32 protein-coding genes and 1 tRNA gene are annotated in these 21,312 nt (G+C 43.0%); 17 read left to right on the top strand and 16 right to left on the bottom strand.

Annotated elements, in window-relative coordinates:
• Positions 1–23 precede the first annotated feature (23 nt).
• From ACMXYT_RS19190 to ACMXYT_RS19180, 3 genes are read right to left on the bottom strand one after another with little or no spacing between them, the layout of a single operon-like run.
• Positions 24–851, bottom strand: a complete 828-nt coding sequence (locus tag ACMXYT_RS19190) for an SIR2 family NAD-dependent protein deacylase (RefSeq protein ID WP_415913215.1) — start codon at positions 849–851, stop codon at positions 24–26.
• Positions 848–1,795, bottom strand: a complete 948-nt coding sequence (locus ACMXYT_RS19185) for a hypothetical protein (protein ID WP_415913214.1) — start codon at positions 1,793–1,795, stop codon at positions 848–850. The genes ACMXYT_RS19190 and ACMXYT_RS19185 overlap by 4 nt, the downstream gene beginning before the upstream one ends.
• A gap of 9 nt (positions 1,796–1,804) precedes the next feature.
• Entirely contained in the window at positions 1,805–2,290 is a 486-nt protein-coding gene (locus ACMXYT_RS19180; protein WP_415913213.1) for a GNAT family N-acetyltransferase, read from the bottom strand.
• A 208-nt stretch (positions 2,291–2,498) separates the two neighbouring features.
• Here ACMXYT_RS19180 and ACMXYT_RS19175 point away from each other — a divergent pair, with 208 nt between their 5' ends.
• Positions 2,499–2,972 carry a helix-turn-helix domain-containing protein gene (locus ACMXYT_RS19175; RefSeq protein ID WP_415913212.1) on the top strand — a complete coding sequence of 158 codons (474 nt, stop codon included), beginning with the start codon at positions 2,499–2,501 and terminating at the stop codon, positions 2,970–2,972.
• Between the two features lie 87 nt (positions 2,973–3,059).
• On the opposite strand, the gene ACMXYT_RS19170 is transcribed toward ACMXYT_RS19175, so the two are convergent.
• The 6 genes from ACMXYT_RS19170 to ACMXYT_RS19145 form a co-directional block, all read right to left on the bottom strand.
• Positions 3,060–3,812: a hypothetical protein gene (locus ACMXYT_RS19170; protein ID WP_415913211.1), complete on the bottom strand. Its 753-nt coding sequence runs from the start codon at positions 3,810–3,812 to the stop codon at positions 3,060–3,062.
• Positions 3,813–3,873: 61 nt separating this feature from the next.
• Positions 3,874–4,734, bottom strand: a complete 861-nt coding sequence (locus ACMXYT_RS19165; protein ID WP_415913210.1) for an alpha/beta hydrolase family esterase — start codon at positions 4,732–4,734, stop codon at positions 3,874–3,876.
• A 123-nt stretch (positions 4,735–4,857) separates the two neighbouring features.
• Positions 4,858–5,637 (bottom strand): hypothetical protein, encoded by a 780-nt coding sequence (locus ACMXYT_RS19160; RefSeq protein WP_415913209.1) that lies wholly within the window; start codon positions 5,635–5,637, stop codon positions 4,858–4,860.
• A 231-nt stretch (positions 5,638–5,868) separates the two neighbouring features.
• Positions 5,869–6,087, bottom strand: coding sequence for a hypothetical protein (locus ACMXYT_RS19155; protein WP_415913208.1), 219 nt, complete (start codon positions 6,085–6,087; stop codon positions 5,869–5,871).
• Entirely contained in the window at positions 6,059–6,538 is a 480-nt protein-coding gene (locus ACMXYT_RS19150; RefSeq protein ID WP_415913207.1) for a hypothetical protein, read from the bottom strand. The genes ACMXYT_RS19155 and ACMXYT_RS19150 overlap by 29 nt, the downstream gene beginning before the upstream one ends.
• Before the next feature lie 12 nt (positions 6,539–6,550).
• The gene (locus ACMXYT_RS19145) at positions 6,551–7,390 is read right to left on the bottom strand and encodes a hypothetical protein (RefSeq protein ID WP_415913206.1); all 840 of its coding nucleotides are present in this window, start codon (positions 7,388–7,390) and stop codon (positions 6,551–6,553) included.
• Between the two features lie 120 nt (positions 7,391–7,510).
• Between ACMXYT_RS19145 and ACMXYT_RS19140 the strand changes: the two genes are divergently transcribed.
• The 8 genes from ACMXYT_RS19140 to ACMXYT_RS19105 all read left to right on the top strand — a co-directional run bounded on the left by ACMXYT_RS19140 (position 7,511) and on the right by ACMXYT_RS19105 (position 12,134).
• The gene (locus tag ACMXYT_RS19140; RefSeq protein WP_415913205.1) at positions 7,511–8,128 is read left to right on the top strand and encodes a hypothetical protein; all 618 of its coding nucleotides are present in this window, start codon (positions 7,511–7,513) and stop codon (positions 8,126–8,128) included.
• A gap of 573 nt (positions 8,129–8,701) precedes the next feature.
• Positions 8,702–9,508: a hypothetical protein gene (locus ACMXYT_RS19135; protein ID WP_415913204.1), complete on the top strand. Its 807-nt coding sequence runs from the start codon at positions 8,702–8,704 to the stop codon at positions 9,506–9,508.
• Between the two features lie 122 nt (positions 9,509–9,630).
• Positions 9,631–10,053: a hypothetical protein gene (locus tag ACMXYT_RS19130; protein ID WP_415913203.1), complete on the top strand. Its 423-nt coding sequence runs from the start codon at positions 9,631–9,633 to the stop codon at positions 10,051–10,053.
• Between the two features lie 9 nt (positions 10,054–10,062).
• The gene (locus ACMXYT_RS19125) at positions 10,063–10,551 is read left to right on the top strand and encodes a hypothetical protein (RefSeq protein WP_415913202.1); all 489 of its coding nucleotides are present in this window, start codon (positions 10,063–10,065) and stop codon (positions 10,549–10,551) included.
• The gene (locus ACMXYT_RS19120) at positions 10,544–11,050 is read left to right on the top strand and encodes a hypothetical protein (protein WP_415913201.1); all 507 of its coding nucleotides are present in this window, start codon (positions 10,544–10,546) and stop codon (positions 11,048–11,050) included. Before ACMXYT_RS19125 ends, ACMXYT_RS19120 begins: the two co-directional genes overlap by 8 nt.
• A 56-nt stretch (positions 11,051–11,106) precedes the next feature.
• Positions 11,107–11,295, top strand: coding sequence for a hypothetical protein (locus ACMXYT_RS19115; protein ID WP_415913200.1), 189 nt, complete (start codon positions 11,107–11,109; stop codon positions 11,293–11,295).
• 1 nt (position 11,296) lies between these two features.
• A complete protein-coding gene (locus tag ACMXYT_RS19110) occupies positions 11,297–11,890 on the top strand; it encodes an exonuclease domain-containing protein (RefSeq protein WP_415913199.1) in 594 nt (197 codons plus the stop codon).
• A gap of 70 nt (positions 11,891–11,960) precedes the next feature.
• Positions 11,961–12,134: a hypothetical protein gene (locus tag ACMXYT_RS19105; RefSeq protein WP_415913198.1), complete on the top strand. Its 174-nt coding sequence runs from the start codon at positions 11,961–11,963 to the stop codon at positions 12,132–12,134.
• A gap of 62 nt (positions 12,135–12,196) precedes the next feature.
• On the opposite strand, the gene ACMXYT_RS19100 is transcribed toward ACMXYT_RS19105, so the two are convergent.
• The 4 genes from ACMXYT_RS19100 to ACMXYT_RS19085 form a co-directional block, all read right to left on the bottom strand.
• The gene (locus ACMXYT_RS19100) at positions 12,197–12,637 is read right to left on the bottom strand and encodes a ribbon-helix-helix protein, CopG family (protein WP_415913197.1); all 441 of its coding nucleotides are present in this window, start codon (positions 12,635–12,637) and stop codon (positions 12,197–12,199) included.
• Between the two features lie 87 nt (positions 12,638–12,724).
• On the bottom strand, positions 12,725–13,312 hold the full coding sequence (locus tag ACMXYT_RS19095) for a hypothetical protein (protein WP_415913196.1): 588 nt from the start codon (positions 13,310–13,312) through the stop codon (positions 12,725–12,727).
• A 92-nt stretch (positions 13,313–13,404) separates the two neighbouring features.
• On the bottom strand, positions 13,405–13,755 hold the full coding sequence (locus ACMXYT_RS19090) for a hypothetical protein (protein ID WP_415913195.1): 351 nt from the start codon (positions 13,753–13,755) through the stop codon (positions 13,405–13,407).
• A 198-nt stretch (positions 13,756–13,953) separates the two neighbouring features.
• Positions 13,954–14,391, bottom strand: a complete 438-nt coding sequence (locus tag ACMXYT_RS19085) for a hypothetical protein (RefSeq protein ID WP_415913194.1) — start codon at positions 14,389–14,391, stop codon at positions 13,954–13,956.
• A gap of 140 nt (positions 14,392–14,531) precedes the next feature.
• Between ACMXYT_RS19085 and ACMXYT_RS19080 the strand changes: the two genes are divergently transcribed.
• From ACMXYT_RS19080 to ACMXYT_RS19055, 6 genes are all read left to right on the top strand, one after another.
• Complete coding sequence (locus ACMXYT_RS19080) at positions 14,532–15,128, top strand: hypothetical protein (RefSeq protein ID WP_415913193.1); 597 nt, start codon at positions 14,532–14,534, stop codon at positions 15,126–15,128.
• A 108-nt stretch (positions 15,129–15,236) separates the two neighbouring features.
• Positions 15,237–15,668 (top strand): GatB/YqeY domain-containing protein, encoded by a 432-nt coding sequence (locus ACMXYT_RS19075; protein ID WP_415913192.1) that lies wholly within the window; start codon positions 15,237–15,239, stop codon positions 15,666–15,668.
• A gap of 81 nt (positions 15,669–15,749) precedes the next feature.
• Positions 15,750–15,823 (top strand) — tRNA-OTHER (locus tag ACMXYT_RS19070).
• 101 nt (positions 15,824–15,924) lie between these two features.
• Positions 15,925–16,362 (top strand): peptidyl-tRNA hydrolase, encoded by a 438-nt coding sequence (locus tag ACMXYT_RS19065; RefSeq protein WP_415913191.1) that lies wholly within the window; start codon positions 15,925–15,927, stop codon positions 16,360–16,362.
• A 105-nt stretch (positions 16,363–16,467) separates the two neighbouring features.
• Entirely contained in the window at positions 16,468–17,028 is a 561-nt protein-coding gene (locus ACMXYT_RS19060; protein WP_415913190.1) for a hypothetical protein, read from the top strand.
• The gene (locus tag ACMXYT_RS19055) at positions 17,025–17,405 is read left to right on the top strand and encodes a hypothetical protein (RefSeq protein ID WP_415913189.1); all 381 of its coding nucleotides are present in this window, start codon (positions 17,025–17,027) and stop codon (positions 17,403–17,405) included. Before ACMXYT_RS19060 ends, ACMXYT_RS19055 begins: the two co-directional genes overlap by 4 nt.
• Positions 17,406–17,450: 45 nt before the next feature.
• Here ACMXYT_RS19055 and ACMXYT_RS19050 read toward each other — a convergent pair whose 3' ends face one another.
• From ACMXYT_RS19050 to ACMXYT_RS19040, 3 genes are all read right to left on the bottom strand, one after another.
• Positions 17,451–17,846 carry a hypothetical protein gene (locus tag ACMXYT_RS19050; RefSeq protein WP_415913188.1) on the bottom strand — a complete coding sequence of 132 codons (396 nt, stop codon included), beginning with the start codon at positions 17,844–17,846 and terminating at the stop codon, positions 17,451–17,453.
• A 9-nt stretch (positions 17,847–17,855) separates the two neighbouring features.
• Entirely contained in the window at positions 17,856–18,140 is a 285-nt protein-coding gene (locus ACMXYT_RS19045; RefSeq protein ID WP_415913187.1) for a hypothetical protein, read from the bottom strand.
• A 93-nt stretch (positions 18,141–18,233) separates the two neighbouring features.
• Positions 18,234–18,701 (bottom strand): hypothetical protein, encoded by a 468-nt coding sequence (locus ACMXYT_RS19040; RefSeq protein ID WP_415913186.1) that lies wholly within the window; start codon positions 18,699–18,701, stop codon positions 18,234–18,236.
• Between the two features lie 217 nt (positions 18,702–18,918).
• On the opposite strand from ACMXYT_RS19040, the gene ACMXYT_RS19035 reads away from it, so the two are divergent.
• Together ACMXYT_RS19035 and ACMXYT_RS19030 are read left to right on the top strand one after the other, a co-directional pair.
• A complete protein-coding gene (locus tag ACMXYT_RS19035) occupies positions 18,919–19,338 on the top strand; it encodes a hypothetical protein (RefSeq protein ID WP_415913185.1) in 420 nt (139 codons plus the stop codon).
• A gap of 416 nt (positions 19,339–19,754) precedes the next feature.
• Complete coding sequence (locus ACMXYT_RS19030; RefSeq protein WP_415913184.1) at positions 19,755–21,311, top strand: methyl-accepting chemotaxis protein; 1,557 nt, start codon at positions 19,755–19,757, stop codon at positions 21,309–21,311.
• Position 21,312: the final 1 nt, after the last annotated feature.

Here is a 21,312-nt window from a genome sequence, read left to right as displayed (position 1 = left end):
AGCTCAAGTGATAGGGGTTGTATTTATAGGTAAAATAATCCAAAACGAGGCAGGCTGTTGATTGTTTTATCAACGACTGTCAATGCGTCCAGTGCCTGCATTTGTAAGTTGATGTCATTTAAATTGTCATGAGGTTCTGGGTTGATGCGGATGTAAGCGTCTGATATTGGCTTGCAAGCATCTCTGACAGTTGTTATTGAAGAGCCTACCCCGATCTCTATTGCGACACGCTTCAGGGTATTGGTTTTGCCTACCCACCGCTCAAATTCGGTATGCTGTTTGTTGACTCGGCTGGCATCCCAGTCCAAATCATTAAACATGAAAATATTGGGGCGAGCTAAAGAACCACACGTAGGACATGTCGGCATATGCTTCTCATGTATATTGTTAACGTGCCATATGGGTTGCTGGCATTGACCATCCATACATTGTAAGTGGTGAATAGAACCATGACACTCTTCGATCATGGATTCAGGAAAGCCCGCTTTTTGAAAATGACCATCAACATTGCTAGTAAAAATGAAGCAAGGGTATTTCTTACCTTCAGTCCATTTTTTTAAAATATTAAATCCTGCATGTGGGAGGCTTTGTGTATATCTTTGATGCCGATGCTGATAGAAGGCCCATGCTGTCTTAGGGTCTTTCTTAAACAATGTAGCTTTGGCTAGATCAAAAGGACTGCCATTTGGATCAATTAAATCATGATTTTCTTCCCAAAGGCCGTTTGTGCTGCGGAAGTCAGGTAGCCCTGAATCCACTCCCATGCCAGCACCTGCGCCTATGAGTAGGCAGTCAGCCTTTTTAATCAACTTTGCTGCTTTGTGAAGGGCAGTGTCATGCCGAGGTCTCAAAATTCAATCTCCCTTATGGTGGCTTTTTCATAACGCCCGAATTTACAGAGATCTGCACCCCAGTCTTCAGGGTATGCCTTCGCGCATTGATCAATTAGCGCCTTATTTAAGGTTTGCCTGTTGTTGAGCGAGTTTTCATCACGGCTCCCGATAAACCAGCTATTAATCACAAAGTCTTCGCAATATTGATCATAAATCTGTTCTGCAGGAACCCCGGACTCTTTATTAACATAACGGGCAGGTAAAAAGCCATCGCGGTGAAGTACGTCATTCCGGTACCACTCTATTAGGGTGTCATGACCTTCATTATCCATACACTCATCAAAGACGGTCTTGTATACGTCACCTGCAATCTCGATGGCGTGATGCCCTTTCCGGTGATAGTAACCATCTTCATCATGCACGATAAAATTGGACTCAATTACCTGATCGCCTTTATCCGCCAAGAAGTCATGCAAGGTAGCCCATACCGTCCGACTGCGGTTTTCAGCATGACTCAGCTCTTCTGTGCAACCTGCATCCGGACCTTCCACGACGTGAGTCACCATTGCGGAGCCACAGCGGATTTCAGGGCAGCTTTGGCTGAGGTCAGAGTAGGGCAGCCCCTTCCAGTATTTTGCGGCGCAGAGTTTGGCCTGTTCGGTTTCACCTACCTCAAGGTGCTGCTGTGCTTCGGTGTACCAAGCTAGATCGGAAAACTCCACCGGTGTCAGGGGCTGAACTTCATAGATAACATCGGTGTAGCCACCCGCAGGGTCAATCAGATCAGGATTGGGGGAGAGGTACACCGCCGCATGGCGCGGGATACAGCAAAACGGGCGCTCTTCCTCAAAGAGGAATTCCAATTCCTGTGTGGTGCAGCCTTCTACATAGCCTTTTTCACCGGGCAGTAGTTTTTCATTTTTCTCAAAGAATACATTGGAGCCGTGATAATAATTTGCCATTTCAGAATCCTATGCTGTACGTTGCAGGCTGCCTTCTGGAAATCGACCTAAACAGGTGCGTTCTGGCAGAGATTTTAATAAGGAGAAGCCATGCGTATCGATATACTGATTTTTAATCGTATTAGCCTCACAGAGCGATGTGAAAATACAGGCATTTTTGGGGATATCTTCTATTGCATGATGTAGCAATGCTGTACCTATTCCTTGCCCTCTAAATGCTGGAAGTACCGCAATGGCCTGCAAGTAATATGTGTCATAGGCCGGGTTGTAGAACTCCTTAAAGCGTTCTTCGTGATAGGTGTAAGGACTCCATGTCTCAAAATCAGTCAGTACTTTGCGGACACCAACCATCTCATCTTCGAGGTAGGCTACGTAATACCACTCAAAGTGTTCCAAACTAGAAATGGGGACATCGAAGAAGTCATTTTTATTAAGAAAGCTATCAAGGACATCCTTAAGGCAACCTTTAGGGTTAGTGTAGCGAATAATATGCATGGTGTTTAAAAATTGTGTTTTGTTGCAGTGTATTATAAGGATTTAGATTAATATTAAAAGGGTTATTAATTCCTAGTGCGTAATAAGTGAAGAGTATTATTATTCATTCTGTGTAAGGCATAGGGAAATATTATTAATGCACAAATACATGCCGGATTATGCGCAAATACATTTTATTTTGTTCCGTTAAGCTTTCATACTTACGGTTATGGAAAATAGAAGGGCACTAATCGACAATTTAAAGGTTGCTATGGATGCAAAAGGAATAGGTTCGGTTGCGGAATTAGCTCGTATTTCTGGCGTTCAGCAGCCTACTGTCCATAGAATAATTTCAGGTGAGACACGCTCCCCCCGAATTTCAACGCTAAAGCAATTGGCAGATGCGTTAGGGATTCCATGTAGCTCTTTGATCTTAGGAGGGGTTGAGGAAACCAGTCCCCCCTCGGCGTTAAATAACTCAGCAAGGTTATCTCCTAGTGAGGCTAAAGAACTGTGTGTATTATTAGGATCAGCGTACCGTGCATGCGCTAATTTAAGTGATGAGGATATATGTATTGAGGAGGTTGTTCGTATGGCCGTATGGGCATTCAGCCACAAACTAGTTCCGTTGGATGAGCACCTTGCCAGTCAGGTTGAATGGCCATCTAATTTGTTGCCAAAGGTGCGTTTAACTAAGTCCTGATGCGCAATAACTTCAGGTCAATTTTCTTGAAAGGAGATTGTGTTTTCCCCGCACTGATTAGTACGGGGTTGTAAGCCAACATTGTTATCACATGGCAGGTTCAGAAGAGTCAGCGGAAGGGCAAGGGGTCTTGAGTGCATTGTCCATGCGTAGCTTATTTTCTTGATGTCGTTTAAGGTCAACGGCATCTTTGTAACCCGGGATTCGATCCGGATATTCGAACGTACCTTTAGTCCGATGTACGGATTCTAGGCCGTCAAGTTGGTCGATAAACATGGGCATGCTTTCATCAGTCCCCCAAACGACTACAGACCCTTCAAGAGCTCGCATATCTATCTGTGCTTCAAACAGCTTATCGGGATCGTAAATGGATTTAAGATCACTTAATGTTTCTTCACTGTTGTTGGTGGGGGTAATAACCATGCACTGTGTCAGAGTTGTACCGCCGGTTCCCTTGAATGCAAGGGCATGAGACTTAACCACATCTTTCATTTTCTGAATTTGGTTCTCATCGCCTGTTGCCTCAGCGATGGCAAGATTACCCAAAGCTGACTTGGTATCTTTTATCAAGTCCTTTTGTCTTTCGCCCTGATAATCCCAAAATTCGTCTGGATCGGATAGGAAGCCATCTGGCAGGCATTTGTTATACTCACCTAAATCGATATCACTACCAAATGATATTAGTAGCTCATCTTGGATTTTTCTGACCGTTTTTGACCGACTTTCTTTATGTTCTGGACTAAGGTTGTTCGCATCATCGCTGTGAAGTAAGCGAGCAATGGCATCCAAACGAGATAGGATATGACCTTTTTGATAGGGAGTAGGTTGAAAGGTAGGCATGCTATAGTCCTGTGTGCTTAGTTATTACAATTATAACAGTAATAATATTTTTAATCTAAAGTTATTTGATTTTGGTAAAAAAATCCACTGCGTTAATGGTTGCGTCATAACGTACAGAGTTATTATCGGAGCGATACCACCGATGATCTCCCTTGGAGACTATTAGAAGGTTGTGCTTAGATTCATTGCATTTATATGAAATGCCCTGCAGGCCGACTCTATAGGATTCTGCGCGAGGTGAATGGCAGGCTTGATCTTTCTGCAGGAGTTCAAAGTGATCATATACCGATATATGACTGTATTTGGTACGTGATTTTTTAGCGGACCCGCCCAGCAGTGGGACATTTTCATCTTTTGAGCCGTGGACATGAAGGACGTAGGGGATTGTTTGGCTACATTGATCTATTGCAAGTGTTCCGCCAACCCCAAACACGCCTGCTATTGGCTGATTTCCTTCGCAAGCGTAACGATAGGCCATCATTGCACCATTTGAAAACCCTGCTAGGTAAATCCGTTTTGGGTCTGCGTTGATCCGATGCTTTAAGTTAGTGATCAGTTGATCGATGATCTCGATGTCATTGATTTTTCTCCGTGCCGCAGGGCCACAGCAATCACCGGCGTTCCATGTTCGTGCATTATTAAATCGAACTGTGCCTGAGCCATTTAAATAGGCAACAGCATAGCCTTGTTCATTCGCGTATCCATGGAGTTCGGTATCTCTAGCAAATCGTTTCGCGTTTCCTAGACCGCCATGCAATGCGATGATAACAGGAACCTTCTTCCCGTTTAGTTCCGGGAGGGCAAGCTTTACAGTCCGATCTCCACTAGAAGATTTGAGTGTAATATCCTCCATTGAGAATGCAGGAATTGCTGTGATTGAAAGTAAAACCCCAGTAATTGAGGATATTAGGAACCTTTTCATCGCTTTATTTCTCCTAAATGACTCCTTGATTATAAGAAATAAATCTGGTTATTCAATGAAAAACATTATAGTAAATTGATTTCATGTTTCATTGCAGTGTTCTTCCAGTCTAACTATCTAGCATTACCGTGTGGTAGGGTTGGCAGCGAAACAATACGCACTTTTTTTGATTGGTCTGTTTTTTAGGCTGAAATTAACTATGGTTGGCGCCTTCCTTCTGCTTTCAGGATGATATGATTCTGACCCTGAATCCAATTGCAGTGCATTTAATTCTCGAACAAGTCCAGCTGATAATGTGTAGTGCTGTGTATTTCCCTTAGTGGTTTTAATTAAGAATTCACCTGCATTTAAACCATCTGTATTTGCATAGCTATCTGTTTGCGCCTCCTTACTGATCAAAGTTAATGCTAGATGGTGTGCCTTATTGCGAGTGATTGAGAAGCGCTCCATAAAGTCCTTTGTGGTTGCAGCGCCTCGTTTCCATATTAGCAATATTGCCGCTACTCGCAATGGAGTCAGATGTGTATGTTTTTGGTTTCTGAAACGAGAGCTTGCTCTGTTTTGGCCTGCGCCTACTTTTGCCAACTGACTTAAAATGCTTAGAATTTCCTTTGCATCTTCTTCTGTATTGATCCCAATTGACTGGAAGGTATTGCGAGCACATTCCGTAATGCGCACTTGACCGCGGGTATGCCACTTGGTGGACCATTTAGAGGAGGTGCCTTCTCGCATTAGCAGCCAAGGAGAATCTATAGAGGAGTCCTTTGGGTGCATCTTCTCATACAGTACTTTGAAGTTTTTCTTTTCCGTTTTGATTTGCTTTAGAAGTTTATCAATAGGCAGTGAATGGTTTTCCGATATGAACAAGGTAAGAAGGGCACGCATTCGATCTTCTGTTAACATGAATTTTGTTTCATTTACGGGTATTAGGGATTCGAAGATTTGAACGAGCTGATCGCATTTCATACTAAGCCTTCCTTACTGTTTAGACTTTACTTTATGTAACATTTACAACCTAAATACAAGGCTTATTTCGCCAAAGTCAATAAGATAAAGTTTTATAAATCAATTATTTAATGAACAGCATGGGTAATTAACAATTGTGTTAAGCACCAGATGACGGAAGTTATTTTGCTATGACGGACATATGTCATCATACTCTTTTTCTTTCTCAAGACTCGAAAGGAGTATCAATCGCTTGGTATCTATCGATTCATAACACGCAAACCACTGTTCGCCATTAGCTTGCAGCTCTATCGGGCATTGCTCATCCTCTTCCAGTGATAAGCCTTTACCATCAACAATCCAGATATCACCATTAGCACTACTTTTCGGACGTGTATTGAGTTTCACGCTTGACGGTGGGCTTCGGTGGCACCTTGATGTCATGCAGGTAGTTCTGATCAGGCTGTTCGACATTGAGAACCACTTCAGGGTCGGTAATCAGTACGCAACTTGTCAGGTTAAGTGAGGTGTGCCAGTCGTTATCACTGTCAGGCCCCGGTATTTCGCCCGAATCAATAGCAGCATGCCAATCACGTTCCGAGAACCCTTCCCGGTAGAAGGTTAACGGTTCGGAGATGGCCATAAAGTCCACTTTTAACGCATCAACCGGCACGGTAACAGAGAGGATGGTGTAGTCGTCCGTATCGGTATCCTCCATTGCTGCTTCAGCGTAGTAATCTGCCACATCCGCACGCGATGTAAGGTACAGCGTTTTATTGCGATCAAATCCATCTTTCATGATCGCTTTAGCACTTTCACAGTCAGTGCCGTGGTACAGGGTGATAGTCTCTTGACTCATTATTGTCTCCGGTTAGACAGCCAACGCCATCTGTGTTTGTTCATAGACAGGACGCTCCCATAAGCCATAGGTCGCCGACTTCACCTTGCGGAAGGAATCGCGTGCAACTTTACGGATTTGTTCTTTCCAGTGCTGGGTACGGGTAGGGCGCTTACCTTCAATCTCTGCATACAGCTCTTGCAGGGTGGCCTCACCACCAAGGGCAATCAACGCCTGTTCGATAACCTCACCCCAAAGGTGGGTGCTGGACTCATTGCCTACGAACTTGAGGCGATACTGCTTCTTAAGACTCAGCATGTCTGAGGTTTCTTCATACAGAAACATGCCAAACAGGACCGGCTTACGCGCCTTAATAAAGCGTGCAAACATAATAGGGTTCTGCATATTCTGGAACATATTGCGTGGCATTAAGTCATGTTTCAGACTCCAGCGCTCACTCATATCTAATACGGTATCTGCGGTCTGGAAAATACTGCAAGGAAGCACGAGGCCGACCTCTTTATTGTAGTCCATATGCTCGTACGCCTGATCCAGTATTGCCTGTACCACCTTCATTTCAAACGGCGGGTTCCCAATCACAAGGGTTGGCTTAAAAGGGAACTCCAGTTCTTTCAGATCGGCCTCGATCACATGCCGACCTGAATTCGCCCGCGCCATGATTGCCAAATCAGGATCAATCTCCACCCCATAGGCAGGCACGTGCTTAGGAATACTCATGAGAAAACGACCATCTCCACATCCCGCATCCAAGACTAAGTCTTTAGCTGTCAGATCGCCGTAATAGTGTTGAATGATGCGCTCTGCGGCCCATACAGGCATGAAGTACTGATTTAATTGCTCATTACGTTTCATAAATTTTCATCCTCTCTCAATTACTATATTTATTATAATGATTAAGATAAGCCAAGCAAGAGGTGGTTGTATAGTTTTATTAAAAAGAGGTATAATAAATAAAGTTTAGTTGGAGGTTGTATGGATATTCAACAAGCGTTCTATATGCAGCGCCACAAAGCTATTTCTATGGGCGTGGGCTGGGAACTATCATTAGAACAATGGATCGCCCTGTGGCGTAAATCCGGTCAGTTATCATTACGGGGTCGCGAGAAGGAGGACTACGTGATGGGGCGTATTGATCGATCCCTGCCGTTTGCGGTAGGTAACATTGAAATCCGCAAGCAAACAGATAACGGTCGCTATAATAACGACTTCGAACTTAAGCGCTCCTCTGATGCCGGTAAAAAGGGTCAGGCGCTCCGAAAAGGTCAGCGATATTACGGTGAAGTTATAACACCGTTAGGGAAGTTCCCCTCGGCACGAGATGCAGCGTTAGCGCATGGGTTGAATCACAATGCGATAGAGAAACGTATAGAGTCTGAAAACTACCCTGAGTACATTCGCATCTCGTCCGAAGGTACTGTTCAGGCAAAGAAGCCTACCCGTAACTACAGTCCACGTGTCACCAGTCAGGTTAGGACGCCCTTGGGGGTTTTTGAGACAGCCAAACTCGCAGCCTCTGCTCATGATGTATCTCCTGCCACAATGGGCCGGTGGCTGAAGGGTGGTGATGCTGACTTTCAGCATGTTAACTGACCTGTTTTACTCTCGATTTTTGATTTGGTTAGGTGGTGCTCATAGGATTGAGTTGAAGCATGGAGAATTCATTAATCGTTAGTTATATTCCTGCACGTCAGGGTGCGCTAAATTAGCGAAGCTTGCTATTAGATATCTTCAGGTTAAGCTGTCAACAAGTACTAGAGACTTTGGTATACTAAAGATATTAATAGTAAGTCAGTTTGTATACAGGCTTACGTTTTAAGCAAAGTGGATAACTTAGGATGTACAAGAAGTGAGCGGTTCAATTTACAACCACCTAATAATATTTCAAGTACCGGGTATTATGGGGTTGAATTCACTGACCAAACTCTCTTCTTTAGGGGTATTTCCTTCTGCTGCGCAAATAATAAGAATGACTAGCTGGTCATTCCTGATCTCCTCTAGCTAAAACCAGTCATTGTGACGGCTCATGTCTTCAAACAACGCTTTGAGAAAAGAACTTTGGTTTTCATCAAGGTCGCTTTGTGCGCGGTCCTTATCTTGATTAGTGGGGTATTGGAGGCCAAAGATTTGGTTCTCCTTAGTTCACAAAGCCAACGGTACTCTGACGTGTACGCTGGGTTGGAGTTAGCGTTGAATGACGGTGAGGTTGCTATTCTTAGTAATATTGCAGAGGATCATGACTTTTCTGCATACGATAGGATATTCCCTGTTGGGAGTAAAGCGACCCGGCATATCATCTCTCGGACTCATGCTCACCAGAAGGTTTACGTGAGCTTAGTACCTCGACATACTTATTGGAGCATCCTAAAGGATAATCGCGACAAAGCACTGGTAAAGGAGGGGAGGTTGACAGCTGTTTACATTGATCAGCCAGTAGGCAGGATAATTCGTCTCGCAAAAGAGATTTACCCAGAAGCAAAAGTGTATGCCTCTTTATTTGGACCAAACTCCAGAGCATATTTACCCGACATGCAGTCCACACTTAAGGATGCAGGATTGGGTTTTAGATACCGAGATATCAATCAAGACGATAACCCTGTTACTGTAATTCAAGGGCTTGTTGGTGAGGCTGATATTATCATTGCACTGCCTGATGTGGCGATGTATAACCGCATTATTGCCAAGTGGCTCCTCTACATAGCATTCGCCTCTCGTAAACCATTGATTGCATTTTCAGATAAGTACGTTGATGCTGGCGCTGCTGCGGCTGTTTTTAGCACGCCATCTGACATTGCAGCATCAGTTTTATGGGTGCTCAAAAAAACAAACTCACGACTTAATGTTGAAGGTTATTTCCCCAAATTCTTTACTGTTAAAACTAACAAAAGAGCCCTAGCAACCCTCCGTATTCATGCTCCGTCTGATGAGGTAATTCATGCAAAAATTATACAGTTTGAATCCACTGATGATTAAAAAGCCTTGGGGGGTGAAAAGTACTATCAGCTTGCTTTATTATTAAATAATGTTATACTAAATCTTTGCTCATAATAACAGGTTTGATAATGGCTTACTTTGGAAGTGATATGGAATTTGCAATGACTCTTATATTTGCAGTAATAGTTGCCTTAATTGTTTTTGGGGTAGCTGTGTATTTGAAGTCTGAATCGGAAGGTAAGGATGATTTTAAAGAGGAACTCAAAAAGTCTCGTGATGATGCATTAGGGGAGCCAGATCTTACTTTGGATCATAACATCGCCTTGTATAAGGATGCTGGAGTATTGATATACAGAGAAGATGGTTCAGTTGATGCTAAGCGCTGTTCTGTAGACGCTATTGAAGACATTACCGTTAAAACATTGGGTTCGTCTAATTCGTCTTCAGTGAGCCATTATGTTGAGTTGAAGCTGAAAACTGGGGAATCTATTTCACATAAGGTGAAAGATGAGAATGAAATGGCGTGTCTATGGATGACGCTTTGCTACCATACAGGTTTCCGCCCTGAGCTGGTTACAATGTAGGATACTGCTATGAAAGAAATGCCGCTATTTTTTAAAATTTACCTTTTTGCTTTGTTTAGTTTGCTTGGGTCTGCTGCCTTGTATATTGGCTACAGTATCTACGCATCAGAAGTTGCTGGTGAGAAAAGCTTCCATGCTCTCGTAGAAAGCACAAGCAGTGAATTTAGGTCGAGCCCGAACTTTGTACTAGAAGAGAATCTGGCCATCTATGATGAACGAAAAATGATGGTCTTCCGGGGAACCCATGCCTCTGAAGCCTTTCTGTTGCCTGTCACTGCGATTAGTGAAATCAAAGTCAGAACTAAATCAGAAGCGCGCTCAGCGGGCGTTGACCACTATGTGGTAATTGCCTTATCAACAGGCAAGCAATACGAGCATGAGGTTGATACTGAGGCCGACATGATGGCGCTTTGGTATCAGCTACACGGGCTGGTGGGTAAACCACCTATTGGAACTGTGTATTCAAATCTTAATCTCAAAGGTGGTGCGGATGCTTAAAGTTTTCGAACATTTCTGTTCTGAAATCTCAGCTTTTATCTCTCTGTTTGTTGTGGTGGGTTCAGTGGCTTTTTTAACGGGTTTAATTGTTGAAGTTAAGCCTCTGATATATGCGTCAATCCCATTTTTGCTAGTGTCTGCGCTATGGTTTTTGAATAATCAAAAAGGTAAGAAAGAGTTTTCTGAAGCAATTGCCTCTTTAGGAAAAGAGGAAGTGATTTCGGTTGATAATGTTCTTGTTATCAATAAACAAAATGGTGAAATAATTTATCGAAACCGTGGTTGCAGCAAGCCTCTTAAGTCCCACATATCAAAAATAAATGAAGTAAAGCCACACGCCTCTTCATATGACCGCGGCGTTACCGTAACGTACACGCTATGGTTAGGATTTGAGGATTCGGAGCGGCTTGAGTTATCGCGTAACACCCTTATTGAATTTCTTGAGGTTTGGGATTATTTCACACTGCTAAAAACTAAAGGATTAGTGAATGTTGATTAATATATTAAAACCATTATAATATATTTCATCATTAATACTGGAAAACGGATTGTATTATGCCTTATTACTCCACGGACAGCGCAGAGCACGACATTAACCTACATGGCGAAGCGCCTAAGCCTGAGCCAATTGATTTCCATGATGATGAATCGCATGATGATGACCCGGATAAGCTAGCGGCATACGAGTCCGACATGCTTGCTGAATATGATCGTGGTGAAAGTCCATTTTTTGGCTTCAGTTGATATGAAAGTTTATCTGGTTTCAGATTTTGAAATGACATGCTGTGCGCATGGCGAGTTCGACCCGACAACGGAGTCTGAGATAATTGAGTGGGCAACGGTGGCTGTTCGTGAAGATGGTTGCATCCTTGGTGAGTTCCACGCATTTGTTAAGCCGGTTCTGCATCCAATTCTAACAAAATTCTGTAAAAAGCTTACTAAGATCGAGCAAGGCTGGGTGGATAATGCACCTCAATTCAGTGAGGTATTTTTGGAATTTGAATCTTGGGTAAGAAATGTTGCTGTAGATAGGCCTCGTGAGCTGGTGACTGTTGGGAACGGGGATATTAAGCAGCTGAGATTGGAGGCGGGTCGTAGTCTTCAGGCCTTCTCCGTACTTAATCTAGACCCTTCTACGCCGGATTTTATCAACCTCAAAGTTGCTTACCCAAAAGCCAAAGGCGTTAATCCACGCAAGCTCAGGCTTGGTCTTAAGGGTATGCTTATGCAAGAAGGGCTTGAAATGGATGGAGAGCACCACAGAGCCCTGTGGGATGCTCGAAATACCGCTAAGCTACTCCCAGCGTGCGGCCTTACAAAGAGCTTGTGGAAACGTTAGTTTCTAACTGCTAAGCTAAGGTCGGGCAAGGCTGATGTGGGTAATATTGGATCTAATAAAGGAGTTGATAATGAAGCCGTATGCACCCAAGCAAAGCAATAAGTGGCGCACTGCCTCAAGAGATGACATCCATCGAAAAACAGCAGATCAATCTCGTCAGCAGCAAGTTAGGGTAGGTAAGTCTGCAAAGCATGCTGCGAGGCAAGAGGGTAGCCGCATTGCCACAGAAGATTCTGACCTGTGAAACATAGGACTTTATCAGATTAGGATGTTGTCTGCTCTGGATTGGAGGTTGTCAATAATTCTCTAATAGAGCGTTATCTCTTTTTCTGACCCGTCATGTCCATTGCGTATTATGAGCTTTTGATTTTCATCATGATGCGCAGTGGCTGCAATATCCAATAGGTACAGAGCCTTCCGAAGCACTTCACTTCGAGAACTTGATCCTGTTTTCTCCGCTAACTCATCAAGTAGGGCAGTAGATCTTCCGTCAAAGCGAAATTCAGATGTTCTGAGTTTTAATTCAGAATGGTCGCCTTTCTCTTCCCTTAAGTTCCTCATGTACACCCAAAGGCTAGAAAAAAACTGCTTAAGGCTTGATTTTATGGTTAGGGATTTTTCCTGAGGTTTGATTTGTTTCACTAACTCTTCACGCCTAGGCCCGTCAGCAAGCAAGATTATTCGTGTCGTAGTGCCATTATCATTTTTCAGATCGACATAGCCTCTGCGCTTCATGGGGTAACTCATATTTGTTTTTCTTTATATTAATATGACTCCCTCTGCGTTTCAATCACAAAAAAGCCAGCTAAGGCTGGCTTTTTAATTAGAATTTTCTTATTGGCTCCAAAGAAGGTTGGGGTCAAACTTCCTGCTTAGTTTACCTTCTAACTGAAGGAGCGACATTGCCAGCCCATGACGTAAGATGACTGCAGATTGCCATCCCAAGATAAAGCCCACAATGCAAAAAGTGACTCCTACGACTGTCATAAACGTATCACCTAGATGGTAATGGTACCCAGCCATCATCCCACCACCGACAAGTGAAGTGACAGTATAGATGAATACTTTTAGCCAACGGCCAGTGATATCTTGAGCTGCTCGGAAGCACACCATTTTACCATTAGGTGTTCTGTGTGATTCTTCTAGATTAACTATGCGAGCAAGGTGGGCTCGATAGAAAGTGTACATGGCAACACCAGAAAACAACATGAGTAGCGGCAGGATATATGCTAATGGAAGGGTGCTTAAGTGCCCAAAAAGGCTTACCTCAGGATTAGCTAAATGCATCTGGTATAAGGAATTGCCTAAAGCTGCACCGCCAAACGCCATAATCCCCATACATAGGGAAAATATCTTAGTAACGACACTGTAAAAGCGCGTGTGCGTGATGTTGGCGTCAGTTTGTTTTGTGAAGAATTTCATCAGTTTGACTATCCTTAATAATTTTATTTAATTATAAGGAAAATCAGCTATTTGGCAAGTGTTGGCTTAAGTATCTTCCTTCTCATACGTATTTATTTCCAAGACTTGTTCATATTAAGTATAGCTTTTGCCCCTTTTCGCGTAACAATTACGTGAATATCGGGAAGGTTCGATTCTGCAGTGGTTAATTTATCAACGCCGTTTTTCAAAGCTATGCTAATCCATTCTTTCTTAACCATAGCTTCTACTTGTTTAAGGGCATACTCCTTGTTGCAGTCAATGTGCTCTAGCACCTTTAATAGAATTGGTGGGTTAATAGGTTCAGCTATCTGAATTAGGGAAGTGGCAAGGATAAAAGCACGCTGAATTTCGATTTCTTTCAGGCTCCATGCTTCTCTTGTGAGCTTTGCCTTTGCTAGTGGAGAAAGATTCTCGGATGTCATTTAACAGTCCTTAAGGCTCTAGATGGTGAATAAAAAAATCCCGGCTGTAACACCGGGCATAAAATTCACTACTAACATTTAAAAGTAAGTTTAAGTTTTAAAAGTTAGCCTGCTATTAGGCAGGTAAGGGCATAGTACATGATATATTAAATCGCGCAACACCTATTGCATGTAAAAAACGAAATAATATACAACGGATTAATCTTCTTTGAGCTGTGTGATCAAGGAAAGCATGCCATTACTAACGTGTCGTGTAACAGGGGCGGTTTCAAATTCAATATTTTCTGGGGTTGAAATGAGTAACTGGCCATCAACTGCGGCGACGTTTAATTGATACTGGGTAGTACCAGAGCCGATATGTAATACAGGCACGCCATTATCGATTTGAATTTTTATAGCCAGTGCTAGTTGCTCATCTTGATCCTCGATCAGCACTTGGGTGGAGTTGGCTAAATTCACATCGATAGTGAATTCATGATGATCACCCTCTTCAAAAGGCTGGCCTCTATCGGCCCACTCCTGCTCAGTCATACTGCCACCCTCACAAGTTTTCAGGCGGTTGTCGATAATTGAGCGTGATACGATTTCTTCTACGGCTGTGCGCTGATGACGAACAGCAATCATGCCTTTGGTCATGATTAGATCCTCTTTTAGGTTGCATTTTTATTATAATTATAAGGGCAGCTATTTCAACAAGCATATTCACTTGAGGTTTGTTTTTTGTTATATTTGGTTAAGTAATAACAAGTAAATAGCATTCCGGAACGAATCAAAGAATGATTAGAGATTTCATTGGATTCTACAAATTAATAGGTGTTGTCTTCGCCCTAGACCTAATGTGCTATGCGTACCTACACGCTGAATATTTCGGCAAAGGCCATCCAATTTTAAATGATATTGTAGCTATTTCGACCCTTCTATATGTTGGCGTAGGTGTTTTTGTCGTGCTTAGCCTATTATTTATGAATCATGTTTGGTATCAGTACCAATTTAACGAGGTGGTTGAAGCCCTTCAAAAGAGTCGACCGCTGCCTGCTTTTGCTCGTAATCTAAAAGAAGGCTCATGCGATAGATTTGCAGAGAGCAGTGGGGTAAATTACCTAGTTAAACAATCTCATTACGGCTCACTTTTGATTGCAATTGCAGGATTGGGTGGTGCCTGTGTAGGATTTCTTGCACTCTTCGAGGTTGTAGAGTATTCGTTTCTATATGTAATGGGGTGTATTCTCTCAATTGCAGCCGCATCGGCTTTAGCCTTGCTTGTAAGTATAGCGTGCTACATTGCGTTAATTGAAGATCATATTGGCTTTTTGGGCAATTGCTTAAAGATTATCCTTAATCCTGAAGAGGTTCGAGAGCCTCGCCCCGAGTAACCTATATCCCTATAAATTGCCTGATTTATTTTATTGAAAATTAATAAAATTCGGCTATAGTACATAGCTTGCCGCACTGTGCGGCTATGTTATTCAAGGAATATGAAAATGTTGTACGCAAAAATCAAAGCAGATCAATTAGCTGCGAGGAAATCCAAAGAAACACTTAAAATCAGTCTTCTAACAACACTTCTAGGTGAGGCAGGCACTTCTGGAAAAGAGGCAGCGCCGTCGGATGAGTCTGTTATAGCCAAGATCCTTAGCTTCAAAAAGAAGATTAAGGAAACTATCGATGAACGCGTTAAGCGCGGCGTTGATATTTCTGAGCAAGAGGCTGAGCTGGCAATCCTCAATGAATATTTGCCGAAGCAGCTTTCAGATGCAGAGCTAAAGGATCTTATTGAGTCGTTTATTTCAGAAAAAGGCCTTAACTCCGTTAAGCAGATGAGTATGGTCATGGGCTATCTGTCTGGTCAGTTTAAAGGTCAGTTTGATGGTAACCTAGCTAAGGAAATGGTTCTAGCAGCCCTTTCTGATTAGTGAATGAGCCTTAAATTCTTTTTTGGAATTTAAGGCTTTTGCTTGACTATGTAAATAAATATCCTTATAGTATATGCAAATGGTTCCGTCTTGGGCAGAAATTTCTGGGCCGCTAACCCGATTAAACGAGGGTTCAATCCCCTCCGGAACCACCAAACTTTATCAATAAATTGAATGGTGATTATTATGTATTCAGAAAAGTCATACTAGCTCTTGCGGACGGACAGACCGCACTGAGCAATCAGAAAACCACTTCATGCCTCTCACGTCCAGTGAGATCCTTTCGCAATATGCGAATCCCGTTCCGATTGATAAATCTGAACACCTTTATTCATATGCCATAGTCCGCAAGGATTTAGAGATGTCTCCGGGTAAGTTATCCGCGCAGGCTGGCCACGCATATGACGACGCTATTAGAGCGGCCCAAACATCGCATCCTGAATCTTTTGCAAAATACCGCATTGATGGTGAAGGTGGATCTAAGGTTACTCTTGAAGCTAAAAATGAATACCAGTTACTCCGTGCCTTTAATGAGGCCCGTCAGGCGGGATTGCCTTGTGCAGTGATCGTAGACCGGGAGCATATTATGCCACCTCATTTTGATGGTAGTCCTATCATTACGGCCGTGGGAATTGGGCCAGTAACTCAGGCTGAAGCTAAATTCATCACTAAACGTTACCAATGTGTGAGGTAAAAACCATGGAAAATATGGATTTGAACACAATCGGATACACATAGCTCTTGCAAGCGGGAAGGCCGCGCAGGATACCCTGCCAATAACTTAGAATTACGACGCATCATGATGCAGTGTGAGCAGACAGAAGGCCTGTCTGTGCTTGAACATGGCTTTCAGGTAGCGCGTTACTATAATGATCTGCTTAAGATGCTGAGTGACAAGGAGCATACGTCCCATTATGAATGGAAGCTCCCTGAATGGGCTGACGATCCGTTTATCATTGCATCTTTATTGCCACTCAAAGATGTCCTGACTTACCAGATATACCACGACTGTGGAAAGCCCCTTTGCTTTGAATTGGATGAGCAGGGAAGGCGCCATTTCCCTAATCATGCTGAGGTTAGTTATCAGCTCTGGTGTTCACTCAACCCGGATGATGATGTTGCTTGGCTAATTCGCCATGATATGGACATCCATCTCGCACGCGCAGTGGATGCCGAATCCATTGCATATACAAAATTCTGGGCCACTCAGTTATTGACGGGTCTGGCTGAATTGCATGCCAATGCAGCGATGTTTGGTGGCATCGAATCCACCAGTTTTAAAATTAAATACAAAAACCTTAACAAAATGGGTAAGCGCATTCTGTCTTACCGAAAAACTCTACTTGGAGAAACACTATGAATACTATCAACGCCAATGCTACTGCCAATAAAGCAATGCCATCTTCTATGCTTCTAAATACTGGAATTTGTCGTGCAAGATTTATTGAGATCCGAGACTATTTCCGATCTTTTATAAAGGATAAGGACAATCATCCTTATTACTGTGAAGATTATGGCACCAAATACCCGGGGAAGGTCACCTACGAACACTTTATCTTTTATGCGATCCTTAAGGGAAAAGATCCTAAGCGTTGCAGTCATGATCCTGATGGGGAGCGGTTTAAGGAAGCTATGGAATGCTTGCGAGAGCCTTTCGCTTACACAAGGATAGTAAGGGCCTTTCACATGAGTGATGAAGAGGTTAAGGTGGTTTTATCTAGTTACTTTCAGAGCTAGTACTGGGCTGAATACCTATCTTTGATAGGTATTCAGCATGTTTATTTAACCTGCATATCCGCGTAATGCGCCATTGACATCTTTGAGGCAGCTCAATGATTCGTCAAACATCATTTGTGCTATTGGGTGGTGCAGTACAAGTTTTTCATTGTGATCATAGCAAAATACCGCGGCCTGTATTACGCCGTTCCGATACATTTTTTCAATCATAATGTCGTTTGATTTGAGGCGCTCCTCTTGCCCGAATGCAGCGCCACAATATCGGTGCGTTAATTGATTGATCAAGTATTCAAATTCAGCGCATATAGCATATACCCCCGAACTTGAATTGGTCAGAAATTCGAGGTGGTGTCTCGTTGCTTTATTTTGCACCAGATATGAATTAGCAAGTCGCTTTATTTCAGGGACGAATCGATCGTAGGGCTCGTTAACTCCGCTCATGTCTGCCCCTCACCAAAGGTCTTCACTTGTTAATGCATTGGACTTGTTTATCTGTCCATCTTGCCAATCTGGTAAGAGTTCTTGGCCGACCTCTCTTACATGTGTCATTGCTTCCTCACGGTTTAAATACTCGCCTTTATCCGTATAGAATCCTTGGCCTTTGGCACCTGCATGCTGGGTAGGGCAAAGCCCATGCCTTTCCAAAGCGCGCTTAAAGCAATCGGAGTGTCTGTTAGGTTTTGGTAGTCGGATTTCACATCCGTTTTTGTACTTGACCGCAACGCCTACAATCATATCCAAGTTCCATCGTAACTAGGTGGTTAATTTCGTTATGTGGGTTAATCCGTAGCAACCCAATTAGCAAAGTTAATGTTTGAAAGGGGCTTACTAGCACTCGACCTGTTTTTCTCCAATGGTATAGGTTGGATGCTTGATATGCTGAAGTTCATCCCCTAGCTTAAATGTCGGAATATTTAGCTCTTCTTGTGACACTTCCATGATATAGCAACTCCCCTTATTGTCTATGTATGAGCCGCTTTCTGTTTGTGTAGGGCATTGTGTGGTCTCAGAGGTGTCAACGTAATTTGGAATAAGGGCAGGACCATAAGTATCCTCGTTAGCTAGTTTTCTATTTAAAACATGGCACTGGTTTCCTATTTTATAGATAGCTCCATTTGTTACAGTGTAAGTGTCAATGGTGTAGGAGATCATTCCAAGCGCATCTTTAGTATATTCAGAAAGGTAGGGAATTCTGGTCTGGAAGCCGCCAACCAGTTGTGGGGAATCACTTTTGTTTGCAGAAGCGATACTCATAGTCAGGCATGAAAGTAAGGAGATCGTTAGTAATTTTTTCATGATTTAATATAACTCCATAGCATGGCTTGGGTGACAGTATTTACACATTTAATTGATAGTGTAAGGAAGAAGCAGGAAAAAGCAAATTAATAAATTGTTTAATAATGTGACTTGGCGATAAATTTTTAAAATTAGCTTTATACACAGTGCTTTTGATTATTATTGATATAATAATCAAGTTGCGTTACCATAAGTCACACAAAAATAAGGAAAACCTATGGCTCCTTCACTTGCATCCATTTCGGATGAAATCAAAGATTCTGTTTACACTCAATGGGACAGCAACCCCGGAATTGGGCATGACGCTGCTGCTAGTTTAATGTTTTCAACTGTAAATGAGCGTGTAAATGCGTTGCTGCAATCCTATGTCAGTTCGGGCCAGAGTGCCGAATTCGTTCAGATGTTTTTCCAGAATATGCCTAAAGTTGAGTTGGCTGACATCAGTCATTTGCTTCAAATGAGGCTGAGCCTTATTCAATCAGGCGCAGAAGGGGCCTGCTTGTTAGATATTGTTGGGGATGTTTTTGTAGAGATTCTCTATCAAGATATGATGCAGGTTGGTATATCTCGCGGTATCTTTGTGGTGGATGAGGAGGGTGTACTGGATCTAACGGCTCGTTCCTCTGAAATTCACTAGTTTAGTAATTCTATCAAATTTCCTACATATTAAATAAGTTATATATTGAATATATCCCTTATATTTAACCTTTTAGCTGCCAGTCATAATACTTTGGTATTATTTCTTTGCTCTTTTGGTGCGGCGCAGCAACCCGATCATTGCGTTTCAACTGTTGTTTGATAACATCATCAGTGGCACAGCTATTGCTTGTAATAAAGTGTTAACATTTATAGGTTATATTTGCTGTTTCGCGCCTATATTAGTGCGTTAGGACATACACTGCTCAAGCTTTGTGCATTTTAGGCGCTGATGGGAATTCATTATATTCATTAATGAGTTGGTGTGTAGATATTTCATATTACTTTTGTGCGACGCACAAGTATAATGAAAAGGAATAGAATAAGGCCACATACCAACCAAAGGATTGGTCAAGAATGACTGAGGATCTCATGCTTAATACCGGCAAAGAAAAAACATATTCTGCAGATGTGCGATTGATCTCAACGACCAATTTGCAGGGCGTGATTACCTACGCAAACCCTGAATTTTGTGAGGTGGCTGGTTACACGCAAGAAGAGTTGGTGGGCAGGAATCATAATATCGTACGTCATCCCGACATGCCTTCTGCAGCGTTTGGTGATCTTTGGAGTCATGCTAAGGACAATCGCCCTTGGATGGGGTTGGTTAAGAACCGCTGCAAGAATGGTGATTTTTATTGGGTCCAAGCTTATGTCACTCCACTGTTTGATCAAAACGGGAATAAGGTGGGTTACCAGTCGGTTCGTACTCGCCCCTCCGATGATAAGATTCAGCGTGCAGAGTCTGTTTACAAAAGTCTTCGCTCAAAAAATGTACGAATTAGATCCCATAGTTTAGCGGCAAGACTCACGACAGCCGCTTTAGTGGTGCTGTCTTGCATGGCGGGCGTTGCCTTTTCTGAGCTCAATGCTTGGATTCAAGGTGGTGTTATGGCTGGCCTATCAGTGGCGTTTATTGCATTTCAAGTTCATACCCTAAGTCCTTTGAAGCAACTTAAATCCCAAGCGGTTGATGTGTACAACAATGAGTTGGCTCAGTACGTTATGACGGACAATATGAGTGAGGTTGGATCATCTGAGCTTGCGAAGATGATGCTTCAAGCGCGCCTAAGAACCGTCATAGGTAGAGTGCAAGACAGCATCTGCACGTTAAATGAATTTATGGGCAATACACTGTCTGCAATTGATCAGACGTCTACTGGTATCGATAAACAGAACCTTGAGGCAGACATGCTGGCAAGCGCGGCTACGCAAATGTCGGCTACTGCACATGAAATTGCAGAGAATACCTCCAGTACGTCAGAAGCAACCAGTCATACTGCATCACTCGCGAATACAGGTAAGGCAACAGTCCAAGAGATGATAGGGGGGATCGAATTACTGGTTAATGAGGTGCATTCCGCAGGTGAGTCTTCCGCAGCACTTCATGAAAAGGCGAAGGAAGTCGCTAAAGTGGTTGATATCATTAACGACATCGCCGAGCAGACAAATTTACTCGCGCTCAATGCTGCCATAGAAGCGGCTCGTGCAGGTGAGCAAGGTCGTGGGTTCTCCGTGGTGGCCGATGAAGTCCGCAGTTTGGCTCAAAGAACACAGGAGTCGACGACTGAAATTCGTAATACGATAACCGCTATTCAATCGCAAGTTGAAATCACAGTGGAGGCAATGGAGCGTTGTGAATCTCAGGCAGGGTCTAATATTCAACGTGCTCAGGGTGTTAATGAGTCCTTTGATGCGGTGAATCAAGCCATGTTGAATATCACGGATCGCGCCACGCAAGTTGCGGCCGCTTCGGAGCAACAAAGTTCTGTTGCTTCAGAAGTTAACCGCAATATCGAGAGCATTCGAGGGGTTGCCTCAGAAAATCAAACCATAGCACATCAAATGAAACGATCGTCCGGTGAGTTAACCGTTCTCGTGACGGATCTTAAATCAATGTTACAGGCCATCTAAT

Source organism: Neptuniibacter sp. QD37_11, assembly GCF_047778105.1.
GTDB lineage: Bacteria > Pseudomonadota > Gammaproteobacteria > Pseudomonadales > Balneatricaceae > Neptuniibacter.
This window is presented reverse-complemented; position numbering and strand designations above follow the sequence as displayed.